Here is a 12,773-nt window from a genome sequence, read left to right on the forward strand (position 1 = left end):
CGCCGATTATGAACTTTGAACTGAAGCCGTTGACGACTGCCGCTGCAGTACGTGAAAAGTGTGACCTGTTGTTGGTGCTGGTGACCGAAGCCACGGCCACGGGCAGCGACGCGCTGTCCACCCTGGTCGCTCACGCGGTCAAGGCCGGAGATTTCGAAACGGCAGCCGGCAAGCAGTTGGCACTGTACGGCCTGCCGGCCGTGGCCGCCCGCCGCGTCGTGCTGCTGGGCGCGGGCAGCGGCTCGGCCCGCGACGTGCGCCAGGCCGTGGCAGGCGCAGGCTCGGCCCTCAAGGCAAGCGGCGTTGGCAAGGCCGTGCTGTGCTTCGGCTTCGAGGCCACGGGTGGCGCTGTTGCAGCAGCGGTGGTGGCAGCGGCCGATGCCTGCTACAGCTATACCCACACCAAGCCCCAGGCCAAGCCTGTGGCGCTCAAGAAGCTGGTGATCGCGGCGACGGGCGCCAGTGCCGCGTCCGGCAAGTCCGGCGACAAGAGCGGGGACAAGGGCGGCATCGCCGCCGCTTTCAAGATCGCCGTGGCCCAGGCCGAAGGCATGGCCCTGGCGCGCGAATGGGCCAATCGCCCGGCCAACCACGCCACTCCCATGCTGCTGGCCGACGCAGCCCGTGCCCTGGCCAAGCTGCCCGGCATCAGCTGCAAGATCCACGGCCCCGCCGAAGTCGCCAAGCTCGGCATGGGCGCCTTCATGGCCGTGGCCCAGGGGTCGGAGCAGCCGCTGCGCTTCATCGAGCTGCACTACAACGGCGGCGCCAAGGGCGCCGCGCCCGTGGTGCTGGTGGGCAAGGGCATTACCTTCGATACCGGCGGCATCTCGCTCAAGCCTGCCGCCGAAATGGACGAGATGAAGTTCGACATGGGCGGTGCCGCCAGCGTGCTGGGCGTGTTCCAGGCGCTGGCCCAGCTGCAGCCGGCCATCAACGTGGTCGGGCTCATTCCGGCCTCCGAGAACATGCCCGGAGGCGCAGCCGTCAAGCCGGGCGACGTGGTCACCAGCATGAGTGGCCAGACCATAGAAATCCTCAACACCGATGCCGAAGGCCGCCTCGTGCTCTGCGATGCGCTGACCTACGCCGCCCGCTTCAAGCCCCGCGCCATGGTGGACATCGCCACGCTGACCGGTGCCTGCGTCATCGCCCTGGGCGGGCTGCGCAGCGGCATGTTCTCGCCCAGCGACGAGCTGGCCCGTGCGCTGGAGCAGGCGGGCGATGCCGCGCTCGACCCGTGCTGGCGCATGCCGCTGGACGAGGAGTATGGCGAAGGCCTCAAGAGCAATTTCGCCGACATGGGCAATGTGGCAGGCCGCGCAGGTGGTGCGGTCACGGCGGCCAAGTTCCTGCAGCGCTTCGTGGGAGACATTCCCTGGGCTCATCTGGACATCGCCGGCACGGCCTGGAAGAGCGGCGCCGCCAAGGGCGGCACGGGCCGCCCCGTGGGCCTGCTGCTGCACTACCTGCTGGCCTGCGTCGATGCCGGCAAGGCGCCATCCAGGGCCGGCGCGCCCAAGTCGGTTGCGGCGCCCAAGGCCGGCTCTGCCAGCCGCCGCAAGGCAGCCGCTGCAGTCCAGCCGGAGCAGGCCTGATGGCATCGTCCCCATCCGCACGGGCCTGCGCGAAAGGAGCGTCGCTTGACTGAAGTGGCGTTCCATTTCAACGCGCCTGACAAGCTGGCCTATGTGTGCCGTCTTGCGCGCAAGGCACTGCGGCATCGCACGCAACTGGTGGTGCTGGGATCTTCCGCGTCGCTCAAGGCCTTGTCGCCCAGGCTCTGGAGTGTCTCGCCCACCGATTTTCTTGCCCACGCCGTCGAAGGCGATGGGGCCGGCATTGTGGCCTTCTCGCCCATCGTGCTGCTGGAGCGGCTGGACAGCGCGCCGCACCACGACATGCTGGTGAATCTGGGCGGCGATGTGCCAGAAGGATTCGAGCGCTTTGCGCGTGTCGTTGAAGTGGTGTCTGCCACCGATGAGGAAGACCGGCATCTGGCCCGGCAGCGCTGGAAGCATTACGTGGCGCAGGGGATTTCCATCAAGCGCCATGACCTGGTCCTCAAGGAGTAAGCCATGAGTGCTCCCTCCAAAACCCCGCCACGCTTTGTTCCCACGCTCACCGATGTCGTGCCGGTCGATGCAGTGCAGTCGCCGGTGGCAGAACCGCCCGCTGTCGCTGCTTCCGAACTGCCGCACAGCGGCGAGACCGATTCCTGGGCGAGCGAAGGCATGCTTGCGCCACGCCGCGGCCTGGTTTCCATGCCCGCGTCCCTGCCGCCGCTGCCCCTGGATCTGCAACCCCAGCGGTCCATGGTCGCCGAGCCTGCGCCGCCTGGACAGGGCCCGCGGCCTGCAGTGCAGCCCGTGCATTCCGACTATCTGCCGCCCAGTGCGCCGTCCGTGGAAATGCAGCTGGCCCAGGAGAGCCGTCTGCTCGAAGTGGCCGAAGTTGCCGAACCGGCCGATGTGCCAGAGGTGGCCCCGGCCGCACCGATCGAGGACGTTATTCCTGCCGCGCCGGTGGTGCAGGCCGACGCTGCCACGCAAGGGGTCGAGCCGGATCCGGCATCTGCGGCACCTGGAGCACCTGGGGCATCACCCGCCTGTGCATTGCCCACCATGGAGTCCATCTGGGACAGCCACGCGCAGCAGGTCACCGAGGAGTATCTGGTCCATCGCCTCATGCAGCGCGTGGACCTGGTGCTGGACCAGCGCCTGCGCGATGCCATCGCCACGGTGGTGCAGCAGCAGACGCGATCCATCGTCGTGCGCCTGCGCGAAGAGGTGGAGTCGGTGGTGCGCCAAGCCGTCTACGAGGCCGTGGCCGACGAACTGGCCCACCGGGCGAGTGCCGCACGCGGCGATGCTGTACAGGGCGGGGGGCGTTGATCCGTGATCGGGTAGGCGGGTGAAGGGTGAGAGGTGCCCGCCTGACCCGGCCTTCAGCCTGCGCGTGCCGGGCCTGAGAACACCTCGGGATTGAGGATGTTGCTGGGCTGGCCTGCAGCGAAGTTCACCACATTGTCGAAGGCGGCGCGGAAATACAGCTCATAGCTGTCTTGCTCCACATAGCCGATGTGCGGCGTGCAGATGCAGTTCTCCAGCCGCAGCAGTGCGTGGCCCTGGAGAATGGGCTCGCTCTCGAAGACATCCACGGCCGCCAGGCCGGGGCGGCCACGGTTGAGCGCGCCCAGCAGCGCATCGGCCTCCACCAGTTCGGCGCGCGAGGTGTTCACGAACAGGGCTGTGGGTCTCATGCGCGCCAGATCCTGGGCGGTGACGATGCCGCGTGTGGCCTCATGCAGGCGAAGATGCATGGACAGCACATCGGATTCGGCAAAGAAATCCTCGCGCGAAGCAGCGGCCGAAAAGCCGTCGGCCTGGGCCTTCTGGCGCGAGGACTCACTGCCCCAGACCAGAACCTTCATGCCGAAGGCATGGCCATAGTGGGCCACCAGCCTGCCAATGCGGCCATACCCCCAGATGCCCAGCGTGCGCCCGTGCAGCACGCTGCCCAGCCCGAAATTGGCGGGCATGGATGCCGCCTTGAACCCCGATTGCTGCCATGCGCCGTGCTTGAGGTTGGCGATGTACTGCGGCAGCCGCCGCGTGGCCGCCATGATCAGCGACCAGGTCAGCTCGGCCGGTGCGATGGGCGAGCCCACGCCCTCGGCAATCGCAACGCCCTGGTCGGTGCAGGCCTGCACGTCGATATGGGCGCCGGCCTTGCCGGTCTGCGCGATCAGCTTCAGGCGCGGGAGTTTTTCCAGCAACTGCCGGCTGATCTGCGTGCGTTCGCGGATCAGCACGATGATGTCCGCATCGCGCAACCGCACCGACAGCTGGCCCACACCCTTGACGGTATTGGTGAAGACCTTGGCGTTGAACGGCTCCAGCAGCCGCGCACAGTCCAACTTGCGTACGGCGTCCTGGTAGTCGTCAAGAATGATGATGTTCATTGCCTGTGAATCTCTCATAAGCCTTTGATTTATCTCCGGGTTGCCGCGCAAGAGGTTGTCGGCAAATGTTCTGATCCGCTTTTGCGCTTTGCCCTGGGCATCATCAACGCCTACCTGAACCGGCCTGCCTGACTATTGTGTGACGCTTGCGCAGCCAGGGCCCCGAGGCCCGACGGTCACATTGTCGTTCAAGCAGCCCCGGGCTTGAGGCTGAAGGCTTCGGCCCGCGCCAGATCGCGCAGCCATGGTTACACAAGCCGCGCAGATGCCAGCAAGCCCTGGCAGGTGAAGCCGCTCACTGGCACGCTCTGTCGCCCGCGCAGCTGTATCAGCGAATTACACCCTGCAACGCCTTGCGGACCCCTGGTCGGACGGGACTTGGGGGTTGCCACCTGCCGGCGAAGCCGGTGAAGGCCGAGAGTGTGATGGACCGCGCTCAGTCGCACTCAATCATGGTTCCACCCAGTATTCGGCAGCTCCGCCCTTGACTGTCACTGATGAATTGGCCGTTGCGGTTGTAGATTCCGCCATTGCTGTCGTAGCAAAGTGCACCATTGCAACTGGATAGAGGAACAGGCTGGGCCGCCCGCGGTGTGAAAACCGGCTTCGGTGGTTCCTGCATCAGCGGCGTATTGGAGCCGCATGCAGCATTGACGCTGGTGATTGCTGCATTGGTGCGTATCCGTTTTTCATCCAGGGAAAGGGTGCGAATGCTGGATACGAATTCCAGCTCCTTGCGCGCCTCCTTGCACTGGGAGGATGCGCCGAGCTGCTCCGGCGCAGGAGCATTCGCCTTGCGGGCCTGCTGTTCGATGACGCGCTGCTGGCTCTCGATCTGGCGCTGCTGCATTTCGTTCATCTGGCGCTGCTGCTTTCGCTCATTGGCCTCCGCGGCCTCGGCCCGTTCGCGGTAGATTTCATCGTCCGATTTTTTGCGCTGTATCAGTGCGCCGGATTGGTCGCTGCTGCAGGGGCTGTCTGAAAAAATCAGTTTTCCAGAAACATCCTTGCATTGATAGACCTGGGCGGCGGCAGGTAAAGCCAGAAATGTCGCAACGATTGTCAGAGTCAATAGGCGCATATGCATCTCGGTGAATGAATGGGAGTGATGGTATCCCGGTACGGTGAATCGGTTGAGGTTAAGTTATTCCAATAGGCCGCTGCAAGGGATGCAGGGTCGGTATTGCCGCCAGGGGATGGCTGCCTGTGTTCGCTTGCCCGGAGTAAACTCGACCACCGCAGCACTGGCTGCACGATGGGAATGGAGCTTCCCGAAACCGCCCTGCAAGGGGCTGATGGCTCCTGCCTTGGTGGGGCGTGTCCTGCCGGTGGTAGGGCCGTGTCTTGATCCTGCCCGGCGCGCCCGTCCCGGTTGTTTGATGAAAGGACGGTCATGGGTATCTACGGTTTCATTTTGGTGTTCGTGGGCGGCGGCCTCGGCTCCGCGCTACGGCATGGCTCGAACCTGCTTGCACTGCGGCTGGTGGGCAGTGCCTATCCGCTGGGCACCTTGGCGATCAATGTGCTGGGCGCTTTCGTGATGGGGGTGGTGGTGGAGTGGTTTGCGCTCAAGACTTCGCTGCCGCAGAGTGCGAGGCTGTTCATCACCACGGGCATTCTGGGCGGCTTCACCACGTTTTCGACCTACGCACTGGAGATCGGCATGCTGTACGAGCGCGGCGACTGGCTCGCTTCCGTGCTGTATGCGCTGGGTTCGCTGGTGCTGGGCGTTGCCGCGCTGTTTGCGGGGCTGGGGCTGGTGCGGATGGTGGCCCATTGAGGCGCCCTGATTGCGCTATGCTGTGCGCCATGGCCCGCCTGAACGCAACGCAGATTATTCGCACCATCCATTGGATGGTGGGTTAGCCAGCGGCCTTCGGCGCCATGCAACCCGCCCAGAGGAGGCGGGTTTTTTCATTCCGCCTCCAGGGTTTTCACAAGCCTTTCAGGAGATGGATATGCAGGTTTTCGAACCGTCCCGCCATGCGGACGACGCCCAGGCCGATTCCCGCGCTGCGCGGCCGGCCACGCTGCACATGGTCTGCGGCAAGATCGGCTCGGGCAAGTCGACGCTGGCACGGCAACTGGCGGCGCAGCCCGGCACGGTGCTGGTCAGCGAGGATTCCTGGCTGGCCGGTTTGTATCCTGGCGAGATGCAGTCGGTGGCCGACTATGTGCGCTGCAGCGCGCGGCTCAAGGGATTGATGGGGGCGCATGTGCAGGCGCTGCTGGATGCCGGCGTTTCAGTGGTGCTGGACTTTCCTGCCAACACGCTGGAAGGCAGAGGTTGGGCGCGCAGCGTGTTCGAGAGGGTGGGTGCCTCCCACCGCCTGCATTTCCTGGATGTGCCCGATGAGGTCTGCAAGCAGCGCCTGCGTGCGCGCAATGCGGCGGGGGATCATCCCTTTCAGGCCAGCGATGAGCAGTTCGACCTGATCACCAGCTACTTTGTCGCGCCTTGCGCACAGGAGGGCTTCGACGTGGTGCATCACCCGTATGTGCGGGCCTGACCGCAAAGGCCGTGCGGCCGCCGGCTCGCCCACTGGAACGCCTCCTAGATCGCCTACTCAATCCCCGCCAGACCGTGCCTGCACTTGCACCCAATAGCGTGTACGGGTGCTCAACTGCAAGGGGAAGCGGCTGACGAGCGCGGCCAGGGCGCGATCGGTGTCGTCCACGGGAAAGGCGCCCGAGACACGCAGGCCTGCCACCTCGGGCGTGCAGCCCAGGTAGCCGGGCCGGTAGCGGGCGAGGGCGTCGATCAGCTGGCCCAGCGGCATGTCCAGCGCGATCAGTCCGCCTTCGTGCCAGCTGGCGGCAAAGGGATCGGCAGACGCGGGTGGCTGGGCGGCGCTGGCCGAGAAGGCGGCGTGTTGCCCGGCCTGCAGCTCGGTGGGGGTGGCTTCGCTGTCCAGGGGCTGCAGGCGCACGGTCTTTTCCTGCACGTTGACATGGCACAGGCCGTCGTCCGCGACATGGACCGTGAAGCGCGTTCCCAGGGCCAGTACATGGCCTTGCGGGGTTTGCACACTGAAGGGGCGGCCCAGTGCGTCTGGCCCGGTGGCGACGAGGATGCGGCCGCGGTAAAGGCGCAGCAGGCGCTGGCGGTCGTCGAAAGCCACGTCCACGGAGGTGGCTGTATCCAGGGCCACCAGGGAGCCGTCGGGCAGCGTCAGGTCGCGGCGCTCGCCAGTGGCGGTGCGATGAGCTGCCTGCCAGTGCTCGAGCGGCGCGCCTTTCCAGGCGAGCCAGGCCGTGGCACCACTGCCCAGACCAAGGGCCACAGCACGCACCGCAGAACGGCGATTGGGGTCGGAGCGGCGGCCCAGCGCCTGGCGCGCCAAGGGTGCGGGCAGATGCGACAGCTGTGCGGTGACGGATTGCACGCGCAGCCAGGCGCGCTGGTGGGCGGGGTCGGCCTCGTGCCAGTCCGTCCATGCCTGCTGCAGGCTTGGCGTCACCGCGGTGCCGCGCAGTTTCACGTGCCAGGCAGCGGCCTCATGCAAGGCCCGTCGGTCGTTGCTTTCCAAAGATCCCTCGCCCATGTGGCTATGCCAGGACCAGGCAGCAATGCTCCATCGCCCGGGTCAGGTAGTTGCTGACGGTGCGCAGCGACACGCCCAGGCGCTCGGCGATCTCGGGGTAGCTCAGTTCCTCGAAATGGGACAGGACGAAGGCTTCGCGCACCTTGGGTGCAAGGCCCTGGAGCATGCGGTCCACGTCGAGCAGGGTCTGCTGGACGATGGCCTGCTCCTCGGGCGAAGGCGCCAGCGACTGCGGCAGCTGTGCAAGATAGTTCAGATAGGACTGCTCCAGCGTGCGGCGGCGAAACAGGTCGGTGACCAGGCCGCGGGCGATGGTGGCCAGGTAGCGCCTGGGCTCGCGGATGTCCTGCTGCGGCACTGGCGAGCGCAGCAGGCGCACGAAGGTGTCCTGGGCCAGGTCGGCCGCATCGTCACGGTTGCCCAGGCGCTTGCGCAGCAGGCTTTCCAGCCAGGGATGGTGATTCTGGTAGAGGCTGTGCACGGAGAGGGCTTGTGCGAAAGAAGCGGGGAGGCCGGGCGTAGAAGCCGAGATGGGCAACGTGGCGGTCTCGGTTGCAAAAGATAATAAGAATGCTTATCAATTATCTTTCACGCAGGCTTTACTCCTGAGGACTGGGTATCTTTCTGTTGCATGTGCGCTACAGGGAGATGCTGGCGGAACTTCCACGCCGGCCCTGCGCCGGGCGATTGCGCTGGTAGGCGCTGGGCGGAGCGCCAAAGCTGCGCCGGAAGACGGCGGTGAAGGCGCTGGGACTGTCGTATCCATGGGAGAGCGCCACTTCCAGGACCGAGGCGCCAGCGGCCAGCCGGGGCAGGCTGAGCAGAAGACGGGCCTGGCGGCACCATGCGCCGAAGTTCATGCCGGTCTCGCGCAGGAACAGGCGTGCCAGCGTGCGGGGATGCATGTGCAGCCGCTGTGCCCAACTGGCCAGGCCGGCGTCCTGCGATGGGTCGTCCACAAAGCTGCGGCAGCAGGCGGCCAGGGCGCCATGCCGGGGCATGGGCACGTGCAAGGACAGGGCGCGGGCGCGCTCCATTTCGTCGAGGATCAACTGCATGACACGCTCCTCCCTGCCGCCCAGCGGGTAGTCCATGGGCAGCTCGATGGCCTCCAGCACGAGTTCGCGCAGCAGGGGCGTGACCTGCATCACTCGGCAGTCTTGCCACAGGCCGGGCCGCAGCCCCGGCTCCACGAACACGGTGCGCATGGCCACGGGGCCGGCGGCCATGTGGATGGCGTGCAGGGCCTGTGGTGGAACCCAGACGGCGCATCCCGGGGGGACGACCCAACTGCCCGAATCCGCGCGGATCAGCATCACTCCCTCGGTGGCATGCAGCAGCTGGCCGCGGCGGTGGGCATGCGGTGCGATGGCAGCGCCGGCCGCCATGTCTGTGGCAAAGGCCACGACCGGGCGGGCCGTGTGCTCGCCGTGCGGGGGCAATGGAGCGGCCGCAGGCACGTCATCCAGGCAGGCGCGGGTGCGGGCATGGGAAAGTGGGCCACTTTGCCGGGTTGTCATTTTCTCGACGATTGTTGTTGCTTCGTAGCAGGAATGCAGATCATGCACTTCCTACGATGACCCACTTTCAATCCGCAGGAAAGTGGCAGGTATGGAGATGATTTCCCTTTCGAGAATGACGGACGTGACAGGAGGCAGGGCATGAACCGCGCACGTCTGGGGCTGCTTACGGGCACGCATGCCATCAACGACCTCTACCAGGGACTGGTTCCTGCGCTGTTGCCCTTCATGGTGCTGGAGCGCGGCTACAGCTATACGGAAGCCAGCGGCCTGATGCTGGCGGCCACGGGCCTGTCGAGCATGGTCCAGCCGCTGTTCGGCCTGTATGCCGACCGGTCGCCACGGCCCTGGATGGTGCCGGCCGGCTTTGTGGTGGCCGCCCTGGGCCTGGCCCTGGTGGGCATGAGCCCGGACTACTGGGTCAGCTGGTTGGCTGCCGTGCTGTGCGGCCTGGGGATCGCGGCCTACCATCCGTCCGCAACGGTGGCGGCCCGCATGGCGGGCGGCAGCTCGCAGAAGGCGATGAGCGTGTTTTCGGTGGGCGGAACGGCGGGAGCATCGTTCGCTCCCATGCTGGCTGCGGCCGTGGTGGGCGCAGGCGCCTTGCACCGCAGCTGGATGCTGGCCCTGCCTGCAGCGGCCATGCTGGTGCTCTGGTATGCCTGTACTTGGCGGGATGGAGCCAAGGACCATTGCGCCACCCGGCGCCCGGCCGTGGCGCAGGGCGAATTGCCCGCCAACCACTGGCGCGCCTTCTTCCTGCTGTGCGGGGTCATCGTCTGCTGGTCGATTCCCTATGTGACGGTGCTGTCCACCCTGCCCATGTTCGTGACGCGCGAGCTGGGCGGCTCGGACTTCATGGGAGCGGCCACGCTGACCTCATTCACAGCCGCTGCGGCGGTGGGTACTTTGCTGGGGGGCACGCTTGCAGATCGCCGGGGGCGCATGCAGGCCATCCGCGCCGGCTACCTGCTGGCATTGCCTGCTCTGGCGGCCCTGGCCCTGGCCTCCACGCCATGGATGGCGCTGGCCTGCACCATGGCCCTGGGCGTGTGCATGTTTCTTCCGTTTGCCGCCCAGGTCACGCTGGCCCAGGACTATCTGCCGCGCAACCAGGCCACGGCCAGCGGGCTGACCCTGGGGCTGGCCATGTCGATGGGTGGCATGGTGGCGCCGTTGTTCGGCATGCTGTCCGATGCGCGCGGACTGCGTTTTTCGTTGAGCGTCGTGCTGTGCATTCTGTGCGTTGCCGCGGCGCAGGCGTGGTGCATGCGCAATCGGCGCAGCGAGGGAAGTGCTGCACCGGCGGCTGTCAGGGCCTGATGCGCAGCCCCTGCCGCTGGGCAAGGCAAGAGACAGGCCCGGGCTCTCGCAGACCGGGTGGACGGGTTGGTCTCAGGGCGACCTCAGGCCGGTGTCTGCGCGCCGTGCGCTTCCATGCGTTCCAGGGCGGCACAGACATCGGCCATGCGGCCCGAGATGAACAGGCATTCGGGCTGCTCCTGCGGCGAGCGCTGGATGATGCGCAGACCCGAAGGCAGGGCCTGATCTGCCGGAAGGGAGGGCAGTTCGGGTTGCAGGGGCAGCAGCAGCTGCGCATCCCTGTGTTCTGGCAGCCGTGCTGACTTGCTGCGCCGCTGCTGGCTGCGGCGGCGTGCCTTGCTGAAGGACAGGATGGTCGCCTGCTCGGATTGCACAGGCGATTCGGGCTGGATGGTGCGCATGGCGGGCTCCATGGCGGCGGCGGGCAGGCGAATGCCCTGTGCCAGGCGCAGGAAGGACAGAGAAGACAGTGTTGGCAGAGCGAATCCCATGTGACGACTCCTGTTGGCGTATTTCAAAGAGGCATGGACACAGGCAGGATTGCGGTTTGCGGGCAAAGCTCCGCCAAGGGCGAAGCTGCAAGGCTTCGCGCCTACCACCTGGGCGGTGCATGAAATAGGGGGTGGCAACCCGTGCAGGGCTGCCCGTCCGGCTTACATGGACATGCTGTTGCGGATCAGCCCCACGGCCAGGCCTTCAATGGCAAAGGCCTCTTCGGGAGCGACGCGGATCACCGGGTAATCGGGGTTTTCCGGCAGGAGCTCCACGCCCTGCGTGGTGCGGCGCAGGCGCTTGACGGTGACTTCATCTCCCAGGCGTGCCACGACGATCTGCCCGTTGCGGGCTTCATGCGCGGACTGCACGGCCAGCAGATCGCCGTCCATGATGCCCGCGTCGCGCATGGACATGCCGCGCACGCGCAGCAGATAGTCCGGGCGGACCTGGAACAGGCTGGGTTCGACGGAATAGGTCTGGTCGATATGTTCCTGGGCGAGAATGGGCGAGCCCGCCGCAACGCGGCCCACCAGCGGCAGCATCAGCGGCGCCAGGGCCGACAGCGGCAGCCCGAAGCTGGTGCCGCGTGCGGCATTGATGTTGCGCACGGTGTCGGTACGCAGGCGAATGCCGCGGGAGGTGCCGCTGACCAGTTCGATCACGCCTTTGCGGGCCAGGGCCTGCAGATGTTCCTCTGCTGCGTTGGCGGACTTGAAGCCCAGCGTGTTGGCGATTTCCGCGCGGGTGGGGGGCGCGCCCGTGCGGGAGATGGCGGCCTGGATCAGGTCCAGGATCTGTTGCTGGCGGGCGGTGAGCTTGGGATGGTCGAGCATGGCGTGCGTCCGGTCCTTGAATTCAGATGACAGGCAGAGAAGTCATCTGATGATTTATACAGTATCTGTATTTTTAACCAGTTTTCCAAGAGGTGCAAGTGGGGCAGTCAAAGTTGGTGATTCTTGGCACGGGCGGCACCATCGCCGGCCGGGCGGATTCGCAGTCGCAGGCAGTGGGATACAAGGCCGGACAGATCACGGTGCAGTCGCTGCTCGATGCCGTGCCGGATCTGGAGCAGCAGGCGCTGGGGCCTGTGCAGACGCAGCAGATCGCGCAGGTGGACAGCAAGGATATGGACTGGCCCGTGTGGCGCGCGTTGCTGCGTGCCTGCACGCAGGCGCTGGAGGATGCGGACACACGCGCCGTGGTGATCACGCATGGAACGGACACGCTGGAAGAGACGGCCTGGCTGCTGCACAGCCTGCTGCCTGCCACCAAGCCCATCGTGCTCACTTGCGCCATGCGCCCGGCCACGGCCCTGCTGGCCGACGGACCGCAGAATCTGCGCGATGCCGTGACCGTGGCCGCCAGCGGCGGGCGCAGCGGTGTGTGGGTGGTGGCCGGCGGCGAAGTGCATGCGGCGGCCCAGGTGCAAAAAGTCCACCCTTACCGACTGCAGGCCATGCGCTCCATGGAAGGTGGCCCGCAGGCCGTGGTGGAGGAAGGACGCGTGCGCTGGCTGGTGCCTGATGCGCCGGTCACGCCGGTCGCCCCCGTTGCGCGGATGGTGATTTCCGCTCCCGCGCTGTCTGACCTGCTGGCGCTGGATGAGCTGCCCTGGGTCGAGGTGGTGTTCAGCAGTGCCCTGGCGCGAGCCTGCGGCGTGGATGCGCTGGTGGCCGCAGGCGTGCGCGGCATCGTGGTGGCCGGCACGGGCAATGCGACCGTTCACGAAAGCATGGAAGCGGCCTTGCTGCGTGCGCGCGACAAAGGCGTCTGGATCTGGCGGGGCACGCGCTGCGCCGAAGGCCTGCCCGTTGCCTCGGGGCTTGGCACGGACCCCGCAGAGGCCGATCTGGTCCAACTGCCCGTGGCCAAGGCGCGGATTGCCATGATGCTGGCGCTGGCCGCGCAGCCGCGCGACTGATCCTC

At 66.4% G+C, this 12,773-nt stretch carries 14 protein-coding genes and 1 riboswitch; of the genes, 7 read left to right on the forward strand and 7 right to left on the reverse strand.

All coding sequences use genetic code 11. The features are described from left to right. The first annotated feature begins 8 nt into the window (after positions 1 to 8). Genes ACF8O7_RS20890 through ACF8O7_RS20900 form a run of 3 tightly spaced genes read left to right on the forward strand, consistent with a single transcriptional unit; the run spans position 9 to position 2,894 of the window. Positions 9 to 1,598 carry a leucyl aminopeptidase gene (locus tag ACF8O7_RS20890; protein WP_392444144.1) on the forward strand — a complete coding sequence of 530 codons (1,590 nt, stop codon included), beginning with the start codon at positions 9 to 11 and terminating at the stop codon, positions 1,596 to 1,598. A 45-nt stretch (positions 1,599 to 1,643) separates the two neighbouring features. After that, positions 1,644 to 2,075, forward strand: coding sequence for a DNA polymerase III subunit chi (locus tag ACF8O7_RS20895; RefSeq protein WP_016445885.1), 432 nt, complete (start codon positions 1,644 to 1,646; stop codon positions 2,073 to 2,075). Between the two features lie 3 nt (positions 2,076 to 2,078). Beyond that, complete coding sequence (locus tag ACF8O7_RS20900) at positions 2,079 to 2,894, forward strand: hypothetical protein (RefSeq protein ID WP_017406251.1); 816 nt, start codon at positions 2,079 to 2,081, stop codon at positions 2,892 to 2,894. A 53-nt stretch (positions 2,895 to 2,947) separates the two neighbouring features. On the opposite strand, the gene ACF8O7_RS20905 is transcribed toward ACF8O7_RS20900, so the two are convergent. Continuing rightward, positions 2,948 to 3,964: a D-2-hydroxyacid dehydrogenase family protein gene (locus ACF8O7_RS20905; protein ID WP_016445887.1), complete on the reverse strand. Its 1,017-nt coding sequence runs from the start codon at positions 3,962 to 3,964 to the stop codon at positions 2,948 to 2,950. A 436-nt stretch (positions 3,965 to 4,400) separates the two neighbouring features. After that, positions 4,401 to 5,045 carry a DUF4124 domain-containing protein gene (locus tag ACF8O7_RS20910; RefSeq protein WP_016453526.1) on the reverse strand — a complete coding sequence of 215 codons (645 nt, stop codon included), beginning with the start codon at positions 5,043 to 5,045 and terminating at the stop codon, positions 4,401 to 4,403. Between the two features lie 167 nt (positions 5,046 to 5,212). Beyond that, a riboswitch (Fluoride riboswitch) is annotated at positions 5,213 to 5,276 on the forward strand. A gap of 81 nt (positions 5,277 to 5,357) precedes the next feature. Between ACF8O7_RS20910 and crcB the strand changes: the two genes are divergently transcribed. Continuing rightward, positions 5,358 to 5,744: a fluoride efflux transporter CrcB gene (gene crcB, locus ACF8O7_RS20915; RefSeq protein ID WP_016445889.1), complete on the forward strand. Its 387-nt coding sequence runs from the start codon at positions 5,358 to 5,360 to the stop codon at positions 5,742 to 5,744. A gap of 178 nt (positions 5,745 to 5,922) precedes the next feature. Then, the gene (locus ACF8O7_RS20920; RefSeq protein WP_046239633.1) at positions 5,923 to 6,474 is read left to right on the forward strand and encodes an ATP-binding protein; all 552 of its coding nucleotides are present in this window, start codon (positions 5,923 to 5,925) and stop codon (positions 6,472 to 6,474) included. 57 nt (positions 6,475 to 6,531) lie between these two features. Here ACF8O7_RS20920 and ACF8O7_RS20925 read toward each other — a convergent pair whose 3' ends face one another. The 3 genes from ACF8O7_RS20925 to ACF8O7_RS20935 all read right to left on the reverse strand — a co-directional run bounded on the left by ACF8O7_RS20925 (position 6,532) and on the right by ACF8O7_RS20935 (position 9,029). Beyond that, positions 6,532 to 7,509 (reverse strand): FecR domain-containing protein, encoded by a 978-nt coding sequence (locus tag ACF8O7_RS20925; protein WP_034363887.1) that lies wholly within the window; start codon positions 7,507 to 7,509, stop codon positions 6,532 to 6,534. Between the two features lie 4 nt (positions 7,510 to 7,513). Further along, positions 7,514 to 7,990, reverse strand: a complete 477-nt coding sequence (locus ACF8O7_RS20930; RefSeq protein ID WP_392444147.1) for a sigma-70 family RNA polymerase sigma factor — start codon at positions 7,988 to 7,990, stop codon at positions 7,514 to 7,516. Between the two features lie 157 nt (positions 7,991 to 8,147). Beyond that, positions 8,148 to 9,029: a helix-turn-helix transcriptional regulator gene (locus ACF8O7_RS20935; RefSeq protein WP_047472432.1), complete on the reverse strand. Its 882-nt coding sequence runs from the start codon at positions 9,027 to 9,029 to the stop codon at positions 8,148 to 8,150. Between the two features lie 141 nt (positions 9,030 to 9,170). Here ACF8O7_RS20935 and ACF8O7_RS20940 point away from each other — a divergent pair, with 141 nt between their 5' ends. Next, positions 9,171 to 10,352, forward strand: a complete 1,182-nt coding sequence (locus ACF8O7_RS20940; protein ID WP_016445894.1) for an MFS transporter — start codon at positions 9,171 to 9,173, stop codon at positions 10,350 to 10,352. A gap of 83 nt (positions 10,353 to 10,435) precedes the next feature. On the opposite strand, the gene ACF8O7_RS20945 is transcribed toward ACF8O7_RS20940, so the two are convergent. Then, the gene (locus ACF8O7_RS20945) at positions 10,436 to 10,843 is read right to left on the reverse strand and encodes a hypothetical protein (protein WP_016445895.1); all 408 of its coding nucleotides are present in this window, start codon (positions 10,841 to 10,843) and stop codon (positions 10,436 to 10,438) included. Positions 10,844 to 11,005: 162 nt separating this feature from the next. Next, positions 11,006 to 11,680 (reverse strand): transcriptional repressor LexA, encoded by a 675-nt coding sequence (gene lexA / locus ACF8O7_RS20950; protein WP_016445896.1) that lies wholly within the window; start codon positions 11,678 to 11,680, stop codon positions 11,006 to 11,008. A gap of 98 nt (positions 11,681 to 11,778) precedes the next feature. On the opposite strand from lexA, the gene ACF8O7_RS20955 reads away from it, so the two are divergent. Further along, the gene (locus ACF8O7_RS20955; RefSeq protein ID WP_392444149.1) at positions 11,779 to 12,768 is read left to right on the forward strand and encodes an asparaginase; all 990 of its coding nucleotides are present in this window, start codon (positions 11,779 to 11,781) and stop codon (positions 12,766 to 12,768) included. Positions 12,769 to 12,773: the final 5 nt, after the last annotated feature.

Source organism: Delftia sp. WSY_16 (assembly GCF_043104415.1).
Lineage (GTDB): Bacteria > Pseudomonadota > Gammaproteobacteria > Burkholderiales > Burkholderiaceae_C > Comamonas > Comamonas tsuruhatensis.